Genomic DNA, 20,494 nt, shown 5'->3' with positions numbered 1-20,494 from the left:
TTTATTTTTTTTTAAATAAAATAACCCAAACATTTCCAATAAAATATTGTAACAAAAAATCCTATTTCAAGACATTATTGGAAAAATAAGAAGCGTATAAAAGTTTCTTGCTGGATAGCAGCGGCTTTCAGATTATAATACCCCTCCCCTCACAACGGTTGCAACTTTTCTTACATATCGCAATGATGTCATGTAAACGGCTAAAGATTAGAGTACATATTCTACAATCACCATTGCATAAATATCTTACACGCTTTATGCTTTTCCATGGGAGCAAAAGGAAGATGTCCATGTCATCTAAACTGACGCGTAACCAAACATTGGTTTTAAATACTTTAAAAAATGCAAAAGGGCCTTTAAGTGCTTATGCGATTCTCAATAACTTACGCGAAGAAGGTTTTCGCGCACCTCTCCAAGTTTATCGTGCGTTAGAAAAACTCGTACAGTTAAAGTGTATTCATCGTCTTGAAAGTGTAAATGCCTTTATGGTCTGTTTACACCCTGAAAACTGTCAACATGAACTTACAACGTTTATAATTTGCGAAAACTGTGGCACAGTCAACGAAATACAAAATCAAACGATTGTATCAAGTTTAAAACAGATGGTTCAAGCGGTTGGCTTCCAAGCACACAAAAGCACCCTAGAAGTACGAGGTCTTTGTAAAAAATGCGCAATAAAATAAGACATCTAACTTGGAAATAAGATCTCTAACTTGCAAGTTTATATATTTAGCATTATGTAGCAGGAATCGCCTTATTGTTGGAAAAGCTCTTATCGTCCGTGCATATATCACCCTACCCTAGAGTGAGAGGCTTATTATACTCGTTAGAACATAAATATTGAAAGTATAAAATCATGTCCGTATCTGAGACCATTTTTTCAACAAAAAATCTCGATAAAATGAAACGAAAAAAAGTAATCAAGGCTCTTCTTATCGTCTTTGCGCTTTTTGTACTTTGGTTTAGCTATAAGTGGACGACGCAATGGTGTTATATGCTGTCCACTGAAGATGCCTAAACTGTGGCACAGTCAACGAAATACAAAATCAAACGATTGTATCAAGTTTAAAACAGATGGTTTAAGCGGTTGGCTTCCAAGCACACAAAAGCACCCTAGAAGTACGAGGTCTTTGTAAAAAATGCGCAATAAAATAAGACATCTAACTTGGAAATAAGATCTCTAACTTGCAAGTTTATATATTTAGCATTATGTAGCAGGAATCGCCTTATTGTTGGAAAAGCTCTTATCGTCCGTGCATATATCACCCTACCCTAGAGTGAGAGGCTTATTATACTCGTTAGAACATAAATATTGAAAGTATAAAATCATGTCCGTATCTGAGACCATTTTTTCAACAAAAAATCTCGATAAAATGAAACGAAAAAAAGTAATCAAGGCTCTTCTTATCGTCTTTGCGCTTTTTGTACTTTGGTTTAGCTATAAGTGGACGACGCAATGGCGTTATATGCTGTCCACTGAAGATGCCTATGTGCAAGGAGATATAGCCGCTATTGCGACTAAATTAAATGGGTATATTGAAAAAATTGCCATTAAAGCCAACCAAGTTGTAAAAAAGGACGATGTTTTATTTTACCTAGACAATGGTGATTATAAAATAGCCTTGGATCAAACAGAAGCGCATCTTAACACACAGAAAAAAACACTTCTACGCATTGATGCGCAAATCACAGCCGCTCGTAGTTCTTTAGATGATGCAAAAGCACAAAAAGCAGCCGCTTCAGCCATAGCAACCAATGCACAACTCACCTTAAAACGTGTAACAGAACTGAAAGCCAATCGTTATGCTCCTCAATCCAATGTTGATGATGCCAAATCCGCTTATGAACAAGCCATTGCGAATGTTAACAGAGCGGATGCAAAAATGGCTTCAGCACGTGCAAATATCCGAGTGCTAGAAGCACAACGAAGTGAAACAGAAAGCGAAACAAAGAGTTTAGAGCTCTCGCGTAAAAAAGCACAACGTGATCTTGATTCGACCATTATACGAGCGCCATTTGATGGAGTTATAGGAAATTTAACAGCAAAAACGGGAGATTTTGTTGTAAATGGCCAACGTCTTGCGGCGTTAGTCCCCATACATGCACTTTATATTGAAGCAAACTATAAAGAAACACAGCTACAAGACATTCATACCGGACAAAAAGCTTATATTTCTGTTGATGCCTTCGAAGATGATGTTTTTACAGGAACAGTGCTTTCTATTTCGCCCGCAACAGGCGCTGTTTTTTCTCTTCTGCCTCCACAAAATGCTACCGGTAACTTTACAAAGATTGTCCAGCGCATTCCCGTACGTATTTCTATTCCAGAAGAAGTTTTAAAAACCGGACATATCCGAGCAGGAATGAGTGTTTCAGTGAAAATTGATACACGTACAAAGCCACAAGATAAAAGTCTCTTATAAAAAAGTAGAAAATCTTACTATGACATCTTCCATACCAGAGCTCATACAGTCTCAAGAACGCATAGGAATGCGCAAAATTGTAGTTTTTATTGCTATGTCTTTTGGCATGTTTATGGCAATCTTAGATATCCAAATCGTTTCCTCTTCTTTAGCTGAAATTCAAGCGGGTCTTACAGCAAGCTCTGAAGAAATTTCATGGGTTCAAACTTCCTATCTCATCGCTGAAGTCATCATGTTGCCGCTTTCTGGATTTTTAGGAAGATTGCTTTCAACACGTGTTTTCTTCACCATATCAGCGATCGGGTTTACGATTACTTCTGTTCTTTGTGCAACAGCAACATCTATTGGAGAGATGATTTTGTATCGCGCACTACAAGGTTTTATTGGTGGAGGAATTATCCCAAGCGTTTTTGTCGCCTCTTATGTTCTTTTTCCTCCGTCCAAACGCCCAATTGTTACCCCTATTGTTGGACTAGTAGCAACATTGGCCCCCACCATTGGTCCAACCGTGGGAGGCTATATTTGTCATCTCTCATCATGGCATTGGCTCTTTCTCATCAATGTACCCTGCGGGATTATCATCTCAATTCTCGCTTGGAAGTTAATTGATTTTGATAAAGCTGATCCCTCTTTAATGAAGAAGTTTGATTGGTTAGGATTCATTTCTATGGCTACTTTCTTGGGAACTTTAGAGTATATTCTAGAAGAAGGAGCACGTCATGATTGGCTGAGTGATACGCTGATTCGGGATTTGTTCATTACCATGATTCTTGCTGCAGCCTTATTCTTCTGGCGTGCTTTTACAGTAAAAGAACCCATTGTAGATCTCTCTACTTTTTCTAATTTTAATTTTTCAGCTGCATCCATTTTTTCCTTTTCATTGGGAATAGGCCTTTATGGACTCACGTACCTTTATCCTGTCTATTTAAGCCAAATCCGCCACTTTGATGCCCTCATGATTGGAGAAACATTGTTTCTTTCAGGATTCGTCATGTTATTAACTGCCCCGCTTGCTGGATTTCTTTCAGCACGAATGGATGCACGTTTAATGATGGCAATAGGACTTTTTGGTTTTGCAATAGGTATTTGGATGGCGAGCTCTATCACAGATAACTGGGATTTTTGGCAGCTTTTTTGGCCGCAAGTTTTCCGTGGTGCTTCTGTAATGTTATGTATGGTTCCTATTAATAATATTGCCTTGGGAACACTCCCACCAGAACGGATGCAAAATGCTTCCGGACTCTTTAATCTCACCCGGAATCTAGGTGGGGCTGTAGGGCTTGCCATTATCAACACTCTCATAACAAAACGCACAGACTTCCATCATGAACGAATAGCCGAAACTCTTAACTACGCAAACAGACAAGCAACTGAAATGCTTTCAAATCTTACTGTATTATTCAAAACAGAAACCTTTGATTCCTATACTCTGGCTCTTTCTCAATTGTTTGGTATGGTACGCATACAAGCAACCATTATGGCTATTAGTGATATTTTCTTTATCATAACCATCATTTTTGGTGTTTTGACATTTATGACCATGTTTCTCAAAAAAATACCACCTCTCATGGATTCACCACCAAATCACTAAACTTAATTAAAATTGAGAAATATTTTTTATCCTTATCACTTTGCTCGTTTCCTATGCACTTTATCTTGTCTCAAGAGACAGTATAAATAAACATATGATTCTAAATGATTCTTCTGATAAAAATTCTTTTAATGCGGGCTCTTTCCGCACTTAAAAACAACTTCTCGCATACAAAAATTGTTCTAGATGATAATAAACAAAGAGCTTATCTAAAGTGCTCCACACCATAAAGATAAAGCAGCCATTTCTATAAGATTTTTGATTTATCACCATAGGGCACAAAAGATTAAATCTCTCATCTATCTACCCCCTTTTTACGCTACTATCCTCATAAAAACTATTTTGTTAAGATTCTGTGCCCTTCACTCTTTTGATTCTTACAAGAATATTCATAAAAGATTTATGATTCTTGTGATTTTTATTCACGCACATATTTCTCTTATAATGTGTAGGATAACGTTTTTTTTTGATTCTGAATGCAAAATTTTACATGAGAAAATCATTTTGTATTTGATACTCTCATGCCAATTGCAAAACGATTTACCTTTATAGCAAAAAAGTAATGATATATTTTTTTCAAAAAAGCTGCTTTTAAACATGTAATTTTATTTTTTTACACTCTTTAAAAAAAGCTGATACTTACAATTTTGATTCTACTGCTACATATTTTTCTTTCTTAAGCCCCTTCTCTTTCAACAAGAGCTGAAATTGTATAAAATTTCTCAAAATATCTCTCTATTGAATCAATCAAAACCATTCCCTTGCACATAAAAAGCAAAGAAATAAAAACTGTTTAAGAAAAAAGTAAAATATCCAACCGTTTTTATGCAAGATTTATCAACGATATTGAAAACTGGAAAACTGTATGATGATAGCGACTTTAAAAGAACACAAGACAACTCAAAAATCCGGTTCCTTCAGTATTATAAAATAAGACACTATTTCAAAAAATGAGCTTAAAATATATTCTTACTCACTTAACTGAAATTATCAAAAATAAGAAACCAGCCCCATAAAGAAAAAGCCATATAATAAAATCGCAATACAACTCCCCAAAACTTTGTACCGCTAAATACCTTGGCACTGTCAAAACGGTATGCTCTTCTCAATGGCAGCTGCTGAAAAACGAAATAAACACTATCTTCAAGCGACTTTATGATGCTGAAAACGATTTGAAACTTCTCGTTCTCCACTAGGAACCAAAGTGCCATAACACCCAGAAAGATAATGTGGTATCAGTTCCAACGCTTGAAAGCGATGTTTTTCGTAAGGACCAGGCATTGCCAAATTTTCTGTTAAACTATTTGAAAAGCCAAAACGTTGATAAAATTCAAAATCCCCTACCAGCAAAATGGCGCCATATCCCAATTTTTTTGCTGTTTCAATTGCATGTCGGACTAAAATTGATCCTATTCCCATACCAGCACATTCAGACGCAACAGCCAAGGGGCCTAAAAGTAAAGCATGTTGTGTTTCATTTTTTTCTTTAGAAAAAGAAACATGCCAAAGACGGACACTTCCCACAAGCTCTCCAAGCACATTTTTAACCACAAAAGAGAGCCCTTGAGCAGCCAAACGACCACGACGTAAAACCTCTGATGATTTACGTTTACGTCCATACCCCATCATTGAATCAAGCAAATTTTCTCGATAAGGCTTATCGGCTTCTTGCTCCAATAAAAGTGTAAAACATGCCCCATCTTTTGTTTGAAAATTAATCATGTTCATCTCTATAACCGCCCTCTTACAGCGCCATGACGAGCATAGCAAAAAATCTAAAAAACTATAGTTAAAAGGAAATGTCAGATCACATATGATCGTAAAGGCTCAAAACCATTAAAAGCAACCGATGCGTAAGTTGTTGTGTAAGCACCCGTTCCATGAATCAATATTTCATCTCCTATCGTTAGGGATAGAGGAAGCGGATAAGGTGTTTTTTCATAGAGAACATCTGCCGAATCGCATGTCGGTCCAGCCAAAATACAAGGCTCCATCACCTTATCATCATGAGGTGTCTCAATAGGATAACGAATGGCTTCATCCATAGTCTCAGCAAGACCATTAAATTTCCCAATATCAAGATAAACCCATCGTACATTATCGTTATCAGCTTTTTTAGATATTAGAACAACTTCTGTACGAATAACACCAGCATTGCCAACCATCGCACGTCCTGGCTCAATAATCGTCTCAGGGATACGATTACCAAAATGCTTTTTCAATGAATCAAAAACTGCTGTACCATAAGCTTGTTCTGTAGGGACATCTTTCAAATAACGCGTTGGAAAACCGCCCCCCATATTCACCAACCTTAGTGAAATGCCTTCTTGTTCCAAACGCTTAAACACTGTAGAAGCATCCGATAAAGCACGATCCCACGCACTCAAATCAACCTGCTGAGATCCAACATGAAAAGAAACACCATAGGCTTGCAAACCCAATTGGTGTGCCCGTCTTAGAACATCAACCGCCATATCTGGAACACAACCAAATTTGCGTGACAATGGCCACTCTGCACCTTTGCCATCGGTAAGAACACGGCAAAAAACACGTGCTCCTGGAGCAACACGCGCAATTTTTTCCACTTCTTCAACACAATCAACAGCATAAAGTGAAACTCCCAATGCATATGCTCGTGCAATATCACGCTCTTTTTTAATCGTATTTCCAAAAGAAATACGCTCTGACGTTGCTCCTGCTTTTAAAGCCATTTCAATTTCTGCAACAGAAGCCGCATCAAAAGAAGATCCTAAAGAACTTAGCAAACGCAAGATTTCAGGAGCTGGATTTGCCTTTATTGCGTAAAAAATACGAGACTGCGGCAGAGCTTTTTCAAAATTTAAATAGTTATCACGAACAACATCAAGGTCAACAATTAAGCATGGACCTTCAGAACGATGTGTTGCAAGAAAATCGCGAATACGTTGCGTTGCCATCTGCAATTCTCCTTGAGGGAACGCTCCCCCACTCTATGCTTAGACAGCCAAAGCTGCCAAAAGCTAAAGGACAAAAAACACACAACAACCATCCCCATTCTGATTACAAAAAACCAGAAATTAGCATTGCATGCTGCGAAAGAACAGCGCGAAACCGCGTTATTCTATTTTATATGCCTTTTTGATTGGAGTTGAGAAAACCACTTCCGCACTGAAGGCAATGAGGTGTGCCTCTATAGTTATCCCAGCATTTAAAAGCTGGAAGACACCAGAAAGGCCCGCACCGTCGTTGCTTCAAGATGTCCTCATTCTTGCAATTGGCTGTAAGAATGACTGGAGCGGTTAGTTCCAGGTACCGTACCGGTTAATCTCACCATTTGAGAACCAGCGGACACCCACAGGCACGTGCGACTTTGGGCAAGGCATCCTATAAAACGAATTCTTTCTCATTTCAATCATTTTTTTAATTTTAAACATTTTTTAATTCTTAAAGATAAAATGATGCGAAAAAACAACACTCTCCCCCACCAAACAAGGTCATTCATCCACTTTCATGGGATCACTCCCCTCATGTAAAACAGAATACCCCAAACGGAATATAGTTGGGTTGTATCTTCACGTACTTTCTTTAAAGAAACATTTCTTAAAGTGCTCGAGCCAACTTCACACCAGCGCCCATAAATGATAGAATAGTACCCCCAATAAAATAATATAAAATCTATTGAACCCACTATTTTTAGGCTTCATAAAAGAGCAAGCTGATCATCATCACACACTAAGCCCCCAATGTTGTGACAGCCCTTGACATTTGAGACGATTAATAAGAGGCACGTCCTTCTTGTATTGTTTTACTCCACGTGACTTTCCCCGCTTGTAACGTGGAAGAGATATGGTTTTTATTGATTCAACCATAGAAACAGGCTTGGAATGAGAGAATCCTGACGATATTTAGATCTCTTATTCAAGATGTAAATAGCCAATTATTATAAATCAATGTGCTAAATTGTTCGTAAATGACTTTTCTATTTTAAAATGAAAAGTATTTGAAATACTCAATCCTATAAAGTCAAAGAAAGCAAACAATCTATAATGATTACTTATAAGTCAAATAATTTAACATAAACAAAAAGACCGAATAATATCCGGTCTTATAAAATATTTTTCTACTAATATTAAAAAACTCTTCTCTCTTAAATTTAAGAGAAAAACGCTACAATTTAAAGCCCTACACTGCGATATCCTTATGTCCCTTGATGAGAATCAATTGCACGCAACTTCAACAATTGAAACTGCCTATGGCGCTCACGAAAGCGCTCTCTATCGGCTTCACTACGCGTGTTATAACAAGCATCACAGGAAACACCTTCCTCATAATGAGGCGATAGTTTGCTTTCAGCATTAAGAGGAGAACGACACGCGCGACATAATTCGCGTCCACATTCTTCAAGACCATGATGAACAGAAACACGCTCATCAAAAACAAAACACTCACCCCACCATAAACTTTTCTCTTTTGGAATTTTTTCTAAATATTTGAGAATACCTCCTTTTAGATGGTAGACTTGCTCATAACCAAGATCACGAACATAAGCTGTTGATTTTTCACACCGAATACCACCTGTACAAAACATGGCAATTTTCTTTTTTTTCTTTAACTCAGCCTCATGTTTACGCACCCATTCAGGAAATTCGCGAAATGTTTTAATCTGCGGATCAATCGCTCCTTGAAAACTCCCTATTGCATATTCATAATCATTACGCGTATCGATCAAAATTGTCTCTTCATCTTGAATAAGAGCATTCCAATCTTCAGGATCCACATACGTACCAACAATTTTTAGCGGATCAACCCCTTCAACCCCCATTGTTACAATCTCTTTTTTCAACCGCACTTTCATGCGATGAAAAGGCATTTTTGATGCCCATGAATATTTAATCTCCGGCGTTTGAAACGCTGGTTCAGCCATAATAAAGTCCACCAATGCCTCAATTGCCGCACAAGAACCAGCAACTGTTCCATTAATTCCCTCTTGTGCTAAAAGCAGAGTGCCTTTGATATCCTTTGCTTGACATAATTCCTGCAAAGGTTTTTGTAATTGATGATAATGTTTCAAATCTGCAAAGCAATAAAGTGCAGCAACTTTAAAATTCTTTTCCATGTGTTTTGCCATAACGCGCGTTTCATTCAATTTCAAGATTTATTCATGTACTCTTTAACATATTGTGCTTAATCAAACGATACAAACAATATCATCTCCAAGAAGAAAAAATATCATGTGCCAAAAAAGAGAAAAGCTTTTATTATATCTCCAAGGACAAACTGTTATACCTGTTTTGCTCATTGACAATCTACAAAGTGCTGTACCCTTAACACGCGCTCTTGTCAAAGGTGGATTAAAAACAATTGAGATCACCTTGCGAACACCAAATGCCCTCAAAGCAATTCAGAAAATTACACAAGAAGTCCCTGAAGCAATTGTTGGAGCCGGCACAATTCTCAACACAACACATTACGAAAAAGCCGAACAAGCTGGAGCCAAGTTTATTGTAAGCCCCGGATTATCCAATGAACTAATCAATTGTGCAAAAAATAGTGAAATTCCCCTTCTTCCCGCTGCAATGACCCCAAGTGAACTCATGCAAGCATTAAACAAAGGCTATTCATATCTTAAATTTTTCCCTGCTGAAGCTGCTGGAGGTATTTCCTTCATTGAAGCTTTAGCATCTCCCTTCTCTGATATCCGGTTTTGCCCAACAGGCGGTATTACACAAAAAAGTACAACACAATGGCTCCAACTGCCCAATGTCTTCTGCGTTGGTGGTTCTTGGATAGCGCCCCAACAACTCATTGCAATAAGTGATTGGGATTCGATTACTGCATTAGCATATACCGCATCACAACTTCCCTCTCCCTCGAAAAAAGCTCTTTCTACAATCTAATATAAAGTGCAAGAATATCAGCCCCTTCAACAAGACCAAAGCTTTCACACATCCTTACGCAATCTTTTAACATTGCCATGGAACCACAAATCATCACCCGATCTTCATCGAGATGAATTTTGGGGAGTGCTATTGTTTCAAAAAAGCTCCCACTCTCCATAACAGTCGTAATACGCCCCATATGCTCAGAAAGCTCACAAGTAGTCATAGGATAAAATTTCAACTGTTGTGCATATGCCCCAATGAATGAATCTTGTTGCAAAGAGAAAACAAGATCTTTTGCACAAACTAACTCATTCTTTTCGCGCGTTATTTAAATAAGAACAACTTCTGAAAATTTTTCATAAGTGTCAGAATCACGAATAAAGCTTGCAAAAGGAAAAAAAATCTGTACCGCTTTGAAAGAAGATAAAGCACCAATTTTCCCACCCATTACTCCACAAAAGCGCGCTCTACAACATAAGTAGCAGGAGCATTATTGGCCCCTTCAACAAGACCAAAGCTTTCACACATCCTTGCGCAATCTTTTAACATTGCCATGGAACCACAAATCATCACCCGATCTTCATCAGGATGAATTTTAGGAAGGCCTGTTGTTTCAAAAAAGTCCCCACTTTCCATAACAGTCGTAATACGCCCCATATGCTCAGAAGATTCACGAGTAGTCATAGGATAAAATCTCAACTGTTGTGCATATTCTCCAATGAGTGGATCTTGTTGCAAAGAGGAAACAAGATCTTTTGCATAAATTAACTCATTCTTTTCGCGCGTTGTTTGAATAAGGACAACTTCTGCAAACTTTTCATAAGTTTCAGGATCACGAATAAGGCTTGCAAAAGGAGCAATTCCCGTCCCAGTTGAAAGAAGATAAAGACGTTTTCCAGGAATAAGAGCATCAAGAACCAGCGTTCCTGTAGATTTTTTACGCATGAGAACTGTATCACCAATTTTAATTTTTTGGAGATGCTCGGTTAAAGGTCCCCCTGGAACTTTTATCGAAAAAAACTCAAGCTGTTCATCCCAAAAGGGGCTTGCAATCGAATAAGCGCGATAAATCGGCTTTTCTGCATTTGGCAAACCGATCATAACAAACTCACCCGAACGAAAACGAAAACTTTCCGGACGATTCAGACGGAATTTAAATAACCGATCTGTGTAGTGACAAACCTCTTGGACAGTAAGGGCGAACACATTCTCAGGAATCGGAAAATTTGCAACGCTGCTGATGCTTGACGGAACATTGGTAGCAGACGTATTCATACTCTTCCCTATATTTTATTGAACGTTAAATTTCGAATCCTTGACGTGATATAGTACTTGCACAACCATCTGCCAACAATTTTCTTAAAACAAAAGCCTCAAGGTTAACACTTTTATGTCAAAATTAAATAAATGAATCTAGCGCGCGCTATCAGCGATAAAATTGATTTCACTTAAAACCAATCAAAGACTAGAAAGTAAATATTGGATACCCAATCCATCTTGAAAATAAATAATATCCAAATCAACGGGTTTTCTAAGTCAACAGTTTTTAATGTATCAGAAAATGTTTACACACTGTTTTCCATTTAACAAAAATAATTTTAAGTGCATAAGACGACATCCAAAATTGCACAGATAAGTGATCTTTCCCCTCATGGTAAAAAACTTGTAATGCATTGATTTAACGTGGTTAATTTAATCATTTTATCTTCTCTGAATAAGCAGCCAGTGCAATATTTAATCAAAACAATCGCACCAGCAACAACAGCCTAATATTGCACTCTTCAAAATGATACAATACAATAAACTATGTTTATTTTTTATATGCCTAAACTAGGGAAAATAAGTAAAAAGTTTATGTTTTACAAATTATTAGAAGATACCATGTTGATAACAACACAAATAAAACTAAAGTATCTCTTATATCCAAAGTAGCATTTTACATAAAAAACGACTTTAATGGCAGTATAGGATTCTTATGATTTTGACCATAGAAAATAGTGCCTTTCCCTATATCGTAAAGAACCTCAATGAAATAACCAAAAAACCCCGTATTTCACGAACACAGATAAGCTTTTAAAATGAAAAAATCCGTTAATGATGAAATAGATACATCACTCTATGCAGCTGTAGCAACCGTCGATGTCAGTGCCATTGTTGCCAATTATATCACTTTAGCCAAACGTGTAGCTCCAACGCAATGTTCAGCAGTTGTAAAGGCAAACGCCTATGGATTAGGAGCTCACAAAATTGCTCCTGCCCTTTATCAAGCTGGTTGTCGCACTTTTTTTGTCGCCCAAATCATAGAAGCACTCCAATTAAAAAGCATTTTACCATCAAATGTCACGATTTCCCTTCTGAATGGACTTCCACACTTAGCAGAAGAGTTTGTCGCACAATCTGGTATTGTTCCTGTTCTAAACTCTTGGAATGCCATTGAAAATTGGCAAAAAATTTGTCAAAAAAAAGATAAAAAATTTCCAGCAATTGTTCAAATCGATACCCATATGAACCGATTAGGACTTAATCAAAAAGAATTACAAAAACTCATCAAACACCCTACAATTTTCGAAAAAGCAGAAATAAAATATATTCTTAGTCACCTTTCTAACGGAGAAGATGATACCCATCCATCAAATTATGCCCAATTGACTGCTTTCAAAACGATCCTTGCGCAATTGCCTGCTTGCAAAGTTTCCTTTGCCAATTCTGGAGGTATCTTTCTAGGATCAGATTTTTATTTTGATCTTGTTCGCCCCGGTATTGCACTTTACGGAATCGCCCCCCAAGAAAAACACACATCCCTTCTAAAACCTGTTTTAAGACTTGAAGCCCAAGTCATTCAAAGCCGCGTTGTTGATATAGGAGCACCTATTGGTTATGGAGAAAGCTTTATAACCAACAGACCAAGCACTCTTGCAACCATTTCTATAGGCTACGCAGACGGCTGGCTCCGTGCTCTTTCGAATAAAGGAACAGTTTATTTCAACGGGCACAAACTTCCCATGGTTGGGCGGGTTTCTATGGATTCCATTATTGTAGATACGACCGATCTTGAACAAAAACCTCAAACAGGTGACTGGGTAGAACTCATTGGGCCCCATCAAACACTTGAAAAAGTATCTATAGATGCCGATACCCTTCCCAATGAAATTCTAACATCTCTTGGCTCCCGCTATAAATACATTTACACATAAAAACTCTTTAAAAAAATAAATTGATAAAAATCATCCTTTTAGAAAATTGAGGGGCTTTTACAAAAGATTTTACAACAATCAACCACATAGAATGGTCATAGACACCGTGCATTCACAGAAATCTCAAAACAGACAAGTTGATGGACTGTTTTATGGAAGTAGCTTTCACCCAAAATACAAAAACTTAGCCTTTCCCCATAAATTGACAAAAAAGCATCTACTACAAAGTTTTTAAAATTAACTGCCCAATTAAAATCATTCGCTTGCATACCACAAGCTGAACTATGTGTAGATAAAAATGATTTAAGAAAGGAATAATACCTCTTATGAACCATAGTGCCAAGGGCTATAAACATTAGGCGCTGGAAAAGTGTATGATAGTGCCCAGCTTACTCCGTTATGAAGCGTAAAGATTGGGGGGGATCAATGGATTTACCCTTACACCATTCACGAGCGCCGTCGCGAAATGGGATTGGGAGCGAAGTGTCTCTTTAAAACAAACACGTGAATTAACAACTCAAGTATATTCTTTTTGGAGCGTTCTGTTTTACATGAGGATCATTCCCCCACTAAAGAACACAATAAATATAAAGTATGGAGCAATGTGTAATCCCCATTATTAAAAAAATATTGCTTTAAATGCTTTTGAAAGCCGCAAAGCTGAATTAAGAGGAGATGACAAACTGAGGATTGATTTTCGCCTTTACGGCTTTACATTTTCCCAAAATTAGATTGTCTTCCAGTTTCAAAGGTTACGTCAACAGAAATACACAATCCCCCCGCCCTCATCTGACAGACAAAAGCAGGAACGACTCATAAAGCTCTTTTTTTCTCAATCTCTAACTTAAAACATGTCGCTGCGTTAAGTTTGGATGTTGATTTACAGGCAACAGCGAAAGCACACGGGCTCTTAGAAAAACAGCGCCGTAAAGTCACAAACTGACCTGCAATGGAGTGGAAAGATGTGCCGGCTTTTTATAAGACCCCTTGTAAAAAACAACCATAATACATTTGGCTTTGCGTTTGCTCATTCTGACAGGTGTTCTTACATATTTTTGCGTCATATTTATAAAAAGCAGATTAAAGAGAAATATTTAGACAATTCTTGACTCGAAAAGATGCAACAACAGAGTTTCGCGTGTCTTTATCATCAAAAACACTAAAATTGATTTTATTCTTTCTACAACCGGTCGTCGTCACCTTAGTGAGAAGTAGTATATCACAACACATGCAACAGACGTGCCCCTATCCTCATAGGTTTCACTCTCGTTTACATGAATTAGCTGGCTAGACCGATGCCGACTAGTCACTAAAACCATGTCATACGGTAGAAGACAAAGGAGAGCATGCCTATTGCCGACAAAACACAGCTTTTTTGTCGACTTTTTCGATTTTGCTCATGTTGTAAAAAAACAATGCAAAATTCTAGAAAATAGACAAATAACGCCATCATGATCAACAAGTAAAAAACCCACACAAAATGTGTGGGCTTTTTTTGTTTATGCAAATAAATAAATTAAATACATATTTGTTATTTAATAGGTATTTCCCAATGGTGGGCACGAACAAATGAGCATTCTGTCTCCCGCAACATTATCAATACGTGATACAGGAGGCCAATATTTATTGGCTGGATCAAGAGAACTGTTGGGAAAAGCAGCTTCTTGTCGCGAATAGGGTCGTGCCCAAGCATCATCTAAAGTATCAGCCACTGTATGAGGGGCATTCACCAATGGATTATTGTCTTTTGGCCAAACCCCGCTACCAACTTTTTTCGCTTCTTCAGCAATAGAGAGTAAAGCATCACAAAAACGATCAATCTCTGCTTTTGGTTCTGATTCCGTTGGCTCAATCATTAAAGTTCCCGGAACAGGGAACGACATCGTAGGCGCATGGAATCCATAATCAATGAGACGTTTTGCAATATCATCAACACTCACCCCATACTGCTCTTTCAACACGCGTGTATCCACAATACATTCATGAGCAACACGTCCATGCTTGCCCCGATAAAGAATGGAATAAGCGGCTGAAAGACGTGCAGCAATATAATTGGCATTTAAAATGGCTATTTGTGTTGCATATTTTAAGCCATCAGCCCCCATCATTCGAATATACATCCATGTAATTGCAAGAATAGATGCACTTCCATAAGGAGCAGCAGAAACCGCATGTGTTGTCCCATCCTGTTCATGACCTGGTAAGAATGGTTTGAGATGCGCTGCAACTCCAATTGGTCCCATACCAGGACCACCACCACCATGAGGAATAGCAAATGTTTTATGAAGATTCATATGACAAACATCAGCGCCAATATCCGCAGGACGAGCAAGACCCACAAGGGCATTGAGATTAGCACCATCAAAATAAACTTGTCCGCCATTTTCATGAATAATAGAACAAATTTCCTTAATACTTTCCTCATAAACACCATGGGTTGAAGGATAAGTAATCATAAGAGCAGCCAATTTATCTTTATGCAATTGCGCTTTCATCTTGAGATCATCTACATCAACATCACCATCGCTTAAACATTTTACCACAACGACTTCCATCCCTGCCATATGGGCCGAGGCTGGATTGGTACCATGCGCAGATGCAGGAATAAGACAAACTGTACGTTGATGTTCTCCCCGTGATTGGTAATATCGTCGGATAGCCAAAAGCCCAGCATATTCACCTTGAGCACCAGAATTTGGCTGAAAAGAAACTTGCGCAAATCCTGTAATTTCGCACAACCACGCATTTAACTGGTTAATCATCTCCAAATATCCCGCTGCATCCTCTTGTGAAACAAAGGGGTGTATATTGGCCATGCTCGCCCAACTCACAGGCATTAGTTCAGCCGCGGCATTAAGCTTCATTGTACAAGAACCAAGAGGGATCATAGCACGGTCCAGCGCCAAATCCTTATCCGCCAAACGACGCAAAAAGCGCATCATATCTGTCTCTGAATGAACAGCATGAAAAAAAGGCTGAGAAAGAAAAGCAGCATCCCGTTTTTTTCCATAGAGCTGTGGAGAAACCTGATCGCCTAATTGTGCCCCAAAAAGCTGCGCTAAAGCACCAGCATCTTCTTCTGTCGATAATTCATCAAAATTGATTGCAATGATGTCATCATCGAGAACACGAATAAGGCGCCCACCTATTTTGGCTTGATGCGCAATCTCTCGCGCTTTTCCCTTAACAGAAATACTCACACAATCAAAAAAGCTTTTCCCTTCAACATGAACCCCTGCTGCTTCTAAACCAGCAACAAAACGACATGTTAAATGATGAATTCGCTGCGCAATTTCTTGTAAACCTTTCGGCCCATGCCAAACAGCATAAGCGGTTGCCATATTAGCCAATAAAGCCTGCGCTGTACAAATATTTGACGTCGCTTTATCGCGCCGAATATGTTGTTCGCGTGTTTGCAAAGCTAAACGAAAACCAACACGCCCTCTCGTATCCACGGATTGACCAACAATACGCCCTGGAATAAGCCGCGTTAACGCATCACTCACGGCAAGGTAACCAGCATGTGGACCACCAAATCCCATCGGAACGCCATAACGCTGCATAGAGCCAACAACGATATCTGCCCCCCATTGAGCCGGTGGCTCCATAAGGGTAAGCGCTAAAGGATCAGCCACAACGATAACTAAAGCTCCCTTTTCCTTTGCCTCTTTTATGATCTCACTGTAATCATGAAAAGCACCTTTTGTATCTGGCCAAGATAAAACAATTGCTGCTGTATCAGAAGCAATTTCGCCATTTTGGCTAATCTGAATCCCTTGTGTTTCAGCACGCGTTTGTGCAACACTCAAAATCTGAGGATGTAAAAGACTCTGAAGAGAAATTTTTGTTTTTTTCTCACGGAAAAAGCGAAAAGCAAGGGCATTGGCTTCAGCTAAAGCAGTTGCTTCATCAAGAAGAGAAGCAGCAGCAACAGGCAAACCTGTTAGTTCACTAACCAATGTCTGAAAATAAAACAAAAGTTCTAAACGACCCTGGCTAATTTCTGCTTGATAAGGCGTATAAGCAGTATACCAAGCCGGATTTTCAAACAGATTTCGTAAAATAACCGGAGGCACATAAGTTCCATGATATCCTTGTCCAATAAAACTTTTGTGCACATGGTTACGCTCCATCATCTTGGAGAGTTCTTCCAAGGCTTGTCCTTCACTAGCAGCCTCTGGAAGATTCAATGAACGTCCCAAGTGGATAGAGTGTGGAACAGCTTGAGAAATGAGTGTATCAACACAATCAAGCTCTAAAACATCAAGCATTTTTTGTGTTTCATCAGGACGAAGCCCAATATGTCGAGAAGAAAAAGAACGCTCGATCATGCCACTCATCCAATCAAAGCCTTATAAGCATCTTTATCCAACAACCCTTCCAGTTGTGTCTCATCCTGCAATGTCATTTTCCATAACCAGCCTTCTGTTTCGGATTTCTGATTCACCAGTTCAGGATTATCAGCCAAGGCTTCATTTATTTCGACCACTTCACCATCAAGAGGAGCATAAACATCTGAAGCCGCCTTCACTGATTCCACAACAGCCGCCGCCTCTCCTTTGGAAAGTTTTGTTCCACTTTGTGGTAAATCAACAAAAACCAAATCCCCTAATTGCTCTTGCGCATAATGCGTAACCCCAACAGTCACCACTTGCCCTTCAACGCTAAGCCATTCATGGTCTTGTGTAAAATAAGTTTTAGACATAAAAAATCATCCTTTAAAATAACGTTGTTCAACAAAGGGAAGTGAATGAACTGATAGTACAATCTTTTTGCCTCGCAGTTCTGTAAAGACTTGTGTCCCTTCAACTTTAAAATCAACAGGAACATAACCCATCGCGACAGGACCATCAAAAGAAGGACCAAAACCACCTGATGTTACAACGCCAATCTCATTACCTTGATCATCAAGAAGCACCGCACCGGCACGAATAGGTTGACGCGTTTGCGGTTTTAATCCAACACGACAACGAGCAGGTCCTTTTTGCAGTGCTTCAAGAAAAGCTTTCGCACCATAAAATTGTGCTTTTTCTCGAACACTTTTAGGAACAGCCCATATTAGAGCCGCATCAATAGGTGTCGTATCAGGGGTAATATCATTTCCATGCAAACACAGCCCTGCTTCCAACCGCAAGCTATCGCGTGCTGCAAGTCCAATCCACTCAACACGAGAATCACTCAGCAATTTTTCAGCCAACATATGCGCATGCCCTATAGGCAAAGCAATTTCAAAACCATCCTCTCCCGTATAACCAGAACGCGTTATAAACCAATCCTGCTGTGGTTCGAATCCTTGCATAAAGAACAATTCATTCCCTGGTAAATCGGCATCAGCAAGAACAGCTGCCGCTTCAGGACCTTGAAGAGCAAGCAATACCCTTTCAAGGGCAATCACTTGACATTCAAAATCAACCGCACGCTTTTCCAATTCTACGAAATCAGCCTGTGCATTCCCAGCATTGGCGACCAACATAAAACGGCCCTCTTCCAAACGGGTAATGATAAGATCATCAAGAATACCAGCCTGCTCATTAAGCAAATAATTATACCGTGAATGCCCAATCTTTAAAGCTGCTGCATCAATGGGAAAAGCATAGGACAAAAATTCCACGGCTTGTGCCCCTTCAACCGCAATCAATTTCATATGAGAAATATCAAAAAGTCCTGCATGTGCACGCGTATGAAGATGTTCTTTCAAAACGCCAAGAGGATAAGTTAAAGGCATGTTCCAGCCCGCAAAAGCACCAAATTTTGCTCCTGCTTTTTCATGCAAATCATATAAAGGAAGTGTTTTTAAAAAAGATGTTTCTTGTGTTGTGCCCATAATAACTCCAAAGCTGCGCTAACGCCCACAGAATATGGCCGTCTCTGCCCCCTCTGTCATCAACCTGAGAGACTCGCGAAAAGATTTTTCGCTTACACCTTCGGCGCGGGTTCTCCCGACTTTCCAGATCTGCCTTCTTCCTTTTACGGTCCTTAAAGCCTGAGAGATTATGGGCTATTTCCCCTTCGGCGGCAATGCGAAAATTTGCAATCTGCACTCTCCCGCAAAAGAATGAAAGAAACAATAACGCTCTTTCCAGCATATTTAAACCTATAGCCTATCTTTATCACACTGTCATTAGTAAAGTGATGAAAATGTTCTCATTTTAAAACTTGCATAAGCTACTTCAAAAGATTTATAATAGTGTCCTTTTGAACCTTACAAAAATTGCAAGGAACACATTTTAGGAAATTTAAGACAAAAATCAAAAGCTATAAACAAAAATACCTCTTGAAAATCATGCAAAACGTCACACACTAAAAAGATCGCAAAGCAATATTCTTTCGCGCGCAGTTCAACCTTAAAGATAGGGTTTCATATTCTTTATTTAGAATTAAGGACTTCAAGTATTTTATAAGTATGATTTTAATGCACAAGAAGTGGTTTTTCTGCTTTACTCCATAGTGTCATAAATTGCGACTATCTACAGACTAAAACTACCGAACAAAGGTGACAAAATACTCATGAAAGCTGGTAATATCTCTTACAATTGCGAAAATGATCTTCCAAAGCAAATTGCTCTTTTTCCTTTAGAAGGTGCACTCTTACTACCCGGTGGTTTTTTATCACTCAACATTTTTGAACCAGAATCACTTGAAATGATTGAAAACGTTATGGTAACTGATCGTCTATTGGGCATTATTCAACCACTTTCATCGGATACAGACCGCTTCTCTACACAACTTTATAAAACAGGCTGTATAGGGCGCATTACAAACTACAGTGAAACAGGAAATGGACAACTGTTCATTATCTTACAAGGTGTTTGCCGCTTCACCTTAGAACAAGAATTGACAAACACAAAATCCTATCGAACAGCTCTCATCCAATCAAACATAAAAGACTTGCAAGAATTTGATATTGAAGAAAACATTAACCGAGAGAACTTACTCGACGTTGTAGAAAAATATCTAACCATACATGAAATGGAATATAATTGGAGCAGTATCATAGAAGCCCCTACACCTATATTGGTTAATGCTTTTTCAGCCCTTATCCCCTTTACACCAGCAGAAAAACAAGCTCTCCTTGAAGCTCCAGATATCGAAAGCCGTGCCCAAACTCTTCTTGCATTAACAGAGCGCTCACTCATGAAACAAACAAGAACAGATTACCGCTTAAACTAATGAATGTCCCAACATGAAAAAAATGACCACAGATCCCAAAATGCTCGAATTGCTCGTCTGCCCAATGACGAAAGGCACTCTCTCTTTCAACCGAAAAACACAAGAACTCATTTCTCTCAAAGCCAAACTTGCCTATCCTATTCGTGATGGCGTTCCCATTATGCTTGCTTCAGAAGCGCGCCCTTTGCAAAACAATGAAGAAATAACGCATAAAAAATAAAAAACCCTCATGCAATTTTCCTCTACAAGCCCACT

14 protein-coding genes, 3 pseudogenes and 1 riboswitch are annotated in these 20,494 nt (G+C 38.7%); of the genes and pseudogenes, 9 read left to right on the top strand and 8 right to left on the bottom strand.

Features of this window, described 5'->3' with window-relative positions:
• Positions 1–290 precede the first annotated feature (290 nt).
• The 5 genes and pseudogenes from ACFIK0_RS07620 to ACFIK0_RS07600 all read left to right on the top strand — a co-directional run bounded on the left by ACFIK0_RS07620 (position 291) and on the right by ACFIK0_RS07600 (position 4,014).
• Positions 291–683 (top strand): Fur family transcriptional regulator, encoded by a 393-nt coding sequence (locus ACFIK0_RS07620; protein WP_273791455.1) that lies wholly within the window; start codon positions 291–293, stop codon positions 681–683.
• A gap of 173 nt (positions 684–856) precedes the next feature.
• Positions 857–1,015, top strand: a pseudogene (locus ACFIK0_RS07615) (HlyD family secretion protein); the annotation flags it as partial.
• Positions 1,012–1,155 (top strand): annotated as a pseudogene (locus ACFIK0_RS07610) (transcriptional repressor); the annotation flags it as partial. The pseudogenes ACFIK0_RS07615 and ACFIK0_RS07610, both read left to right, overlap by 4 nt.
• Before the next feature lie 173 nt (positions 1,156–1,328).
• Positions 1,329–2,423 (top strand): HlyD family secretion protein, encoded by a 1,095-nt coding sequence (locus ACFIK0_RS07605; protein ID WP_375612301.1) that lies wholly within the window; start codon positions 1,329–1,331, stop codon positions 2,421–2,423.
• A 19-nt stretch (positions 2,424–2,442) separates the two neighbouring features.
• Positions 2,443–4,014: a DHA2 family efflux MFS transporter permease subunit gene (locus tag ACFIK0_RS07600; RefSeq protein WP_273791457.1), complete on the top strand. Its 1,572-nt coding sequence runs from the start codon at positions 2,443–2,445 to the stop codon at positions 4,012–4,014.
• A 1,143-nt stretch (positions 4,015–5,157) separates the two neighbouring features.
• Here ACFIK0_RS07600 and ACFIK0_RS07595 read toward each other — a convergent pair.
• The 3 genes from ACFIK0_RS07595 to ACFIK0_RS07585 all read right to left on the bottom strand — a co-directional run bounded on the left by ACFIK0_RS07595 (position 5,158) and on the right by ACFIK0_RS07585 (position 9,109).
• On the bottom strand, positions 5,158–5,742 hold the full coding sequence (locus tag ACFIK0_RS07595; RefSeq protein ID WP_273791458.1) for a GNAT family N-acetyltransferase: 585 nt from the start codon (positions 5,740–5,742) through the stop codon (positions 5,158–5,160).
• A 74-nt stretch (positions 5,743–5,816) separates the two neighbouring features.
• A complete protein-coding gene (locus tag ACFIK0_RS07590) occupies positions 5,817–6,950 on the bottom strand; it encodes a type III PLP-dependent enzyme (protein WP_273791459.1) in 1,134 nt (377 codons plus the stop codon).
• Positions 6,951–8,191: 1,241 nt separating this feature from the next.
• Positions 8,192–9,109 (bottom strand): rhodanese-related sulfurtransferase, encoded by a 918-nt coding sequence (locus ACFIK0_RS07585; protein ID WP_375663741.1) that lies wholly within the window; start codon positions 9,107–9,109, stop codon positions 8,192–8,194.
• A 115-nt stretch (positions 9,110–9,224) separates the two neighbouring features.
• Here ACFIK0_RS07585 and eda point away from each other — a divergent pair, with 115 nt between their 5' ends.
• Positions 9,225–9,890 carry a bifunctional 4-hydroxy-2-oxoglutarate aldolase/2-dehydro-3-deoxy-phosphogluconate aldolase gene (eda, locus tag ACFIK0_RS07580; protein WP_375663739.1) on the top strand — a complete coding sequence of 222 codons (666 nt, stop codon included), beginning with the start codon at positions 9,225–9,227 and terminating at the stop codon, positions 9,888–9,890.
• A 16-nt stretch (positions 9,891–9,906) separates the two neighbouring features.
• On the opposite strand, the pseudogene ACFIK0_RS07575 reads toward eda, so the two are convergent.
• Together ACFIK0_RS07575 and ACFIK0_RS07570 are read right to left on the bottom strand one after the other, a co-directional pair.
• A pseudogene (locus ACFIK0_RS07575) lies at positions 9,907–10,269 on the bottom strand (ferredoxin--NADP reductase); the annotation flags it as partial.
• 53 nt (positions 10,270–10,322) lie between these two features.
• Positions 10,323–11,150 carry a ferredoxin--NADP reductase gene (locus ACFIK0_RS07570; RefSeq protein ID WP_273791462.1) on the bottom strand — a complete coding sequence of 276 codons (828 nt, stop codon included), beginning with the start codon at positions 11,148–11,150 and terminating at the stop codon, positions 10,323–10,325.
• 803 nt (positions 11,151–11,953) lie between these two features.
• Between ACFIK0_RS07570 and alr the strand changes: the two genes are divergently transcribed.
• Positions 11,954–13,069, top strand: coding sequence for an alanine racemase (gene alr, locus ACFIK0_RS07565; protein ID WP_375631503.1), 1,116 nt, complete (start codon positions 11,954–11,956; stop codon positions 13,067–13,069).
• Positions 13,070–14,604: 1,535 nt separating this feature from the next.
• Here the strand turns inward: alr and gcvP are convergent.
• Genes gcvP through gcvT form a run of 3 tightly spaced genes read right to left on the bottom strand, consistent with a single transcriptional unit; the run spans position 14,605 to position 18,893 of the window.
• The gene (gcvP, locus tag ACFIK0_RS07560; RefSeq protein WP_375663740.1) at positions 14,605–17,400 is read right to left on the bottom strand and encodes an aminomethyl-transferring glycine dehydrogenase; all 2,796 of its coding nucleotides are present in this window, start codon (positions 17,398–17,400) and stop codon (positions 14,605–14,607) included.
• A gap of 5 nt (positions 17,401–17,405) precedes the next feature.
• A complete protein-coding gene (gcvH, locus tag ACFIK0_RS07555; RefSeq protein WP_375631501.1) occupies positions 17,406–17,774 on the bottom strand; it encodes a glycine cleavage system protein GcvH in 369 nt (122 codons plus the stop codon).
• Between the two features lie 6 nt (positions 17,775–17,780).
• Positions 17,781–18,893, bottom strand: a complete 1,113-nt coding sequence (gene gcvT / locus ACFIK0_RS07550; protein WP_375663738.1) for a glycine cleavage system aminomethyltransferase GcvT — start codon at positions 18,891–18,893, stop codon at positions 17,781–17,783.
• Between the two features lie 136 nt (positions 18,894–19,029).
• A riboswitch (glycine riboswitch) is annotated at positions 19,030–19,127 on the bottom strand.
• Between the two features lie 449 nt (positions 19,128–19,576).
• On the opposite strand from gcvT, the gene ACFIK0_RS07545 reads away from it, so the two are divergent.
• Positions 19,577–20,239: an LON peptidase substrate-binding domain-containing protein gene (locus ACFIK0_RS07545; protein ID WP_273791465.1), complete on the top strand. Its 663-nt coding sequence runs from the start codon at positions 19,577–19,579 to the stop codon at positions 20,237–20,239.
• Between the two features lie 13 nt (positions 20,240–20,252).
• Positions 20,253–20,459, top strand: a complete 207-nt coding sequence (locus ACFIK0_RS07540) for a Trm112 family protein (protein WP_273791466.1) — start codon at positions 20,253–20,255, stop codon at positions 20,457–20,459.
• Positions 20,460–20,494 lie beyond the last annotated feature (35 nt).

Source organism: Bartonella sp. CL63NXGY, assembly GCF_042194905.1.
Taxonomy (GTDB): Bacteria; Pseudomonadota; Alphaproteobacteria; order Rhizobiales; family Rhizobiaceae; genus Bartonella.
This window is presented reverse-complemented; position numbering and strand designations above follow the sequence as displayed.

Bases quoted from the DNA above. Each gene is read 5' to 3' on its own strand.
- ACFIK0_RS07620 (WP_273791455.1), top strand. From the start codon at position 291: ATGTCATCTAAACTGACGCGTAACCAAACATTGGTTTTAAATACTTTA.
- ACFIK0_RS07605 (WP_375612301.1), top strand. From the start codon at position 1,329: ATGTCCGTATCTGAGACCATTTTTTCAACAAAAAATCTCGATAAAATG.
- ACFIK0_RS07600 (WP_273791457.1), top strand. From the start codon at position 2,443: ATGACATCTTCCATACCAGAGCTCATACAGTCTCAAGAACGCATAGGA.
- ACFIK0_RS07595 (WP_273791458.1), bottom strand. From the start codon at position 5,742: ATGAACATGATTAATTTTCAAACAAAAGATGGGGCATGTTTTACACTT.
- ACFIK0_RS07590 (WP_273791459.1), bottom strand. From the start codon at position 6,950: ATGGCAACGCAACGTATTCGCGATTTTCTTGCAACACATCGTTCTGAA.
- ACFIK0_RS07585 (WP_375663741.1), bottom strand. From the start codon at position 9,109: ATGGAAAAGAATTTTAAAGTTGCTGCACTTTATTGCTTTGCAGATTTG.
- eda (WP_375663739.1), top strand. From the start codon at position 9,225: ATGTGCCAAAAAAGAGAAAAGCTTTTATTATATCTCCAAGGACAAACT.
- ACFIK0_RS07570 (WP_273791462.1), bottom strand. From the start codon at position 11,150: ATGAATACGTCTGCTACCAATGTTCCGTCAAGCATCAGCAGCGTTGCA.
- alr (WP_375631503.1), top strand. From the start codon at position 11,954: ATGAAAAAATCCGTTAATGATGAAATAGATACATCACTCTATGCAGCT.
- gcvP (WP_375663740.1), bottom strand. From the start codon at position 17,400: ATGATCGAGCGTTCTTTTTCTTCTCGACATATTGGGCTTCGTCCTGAT.
- gcvH (WP_375631501.1), bottom strand. From the start codon at position 17,774: ATGTCTAAAACTTATTTTACACAAGACCATGAATGGCTTAGCGTTGAA.
- gcvT (WP_375663738.1), bottom strand. From the start codon at position 18,893: ATGGGCACAACACAAGAAACATCTTTTTTAAAAACACTTCCTTTATAT.
- ACFIK0_RS07545 (WP_273791465.1), top strand. From the start codon at position 19,577: ATGAAAGCTGGTAATATCTCTTACAATTGCGAAAATGATCTTCCAAAG.
- ACFIK0_RS07540 (WP_273791466.1), top strand. From the start codon at position 20,253: ATGAAAAAAATGACCACAGATCCCAAAATGCTCGAATTGCTCGTCTGC.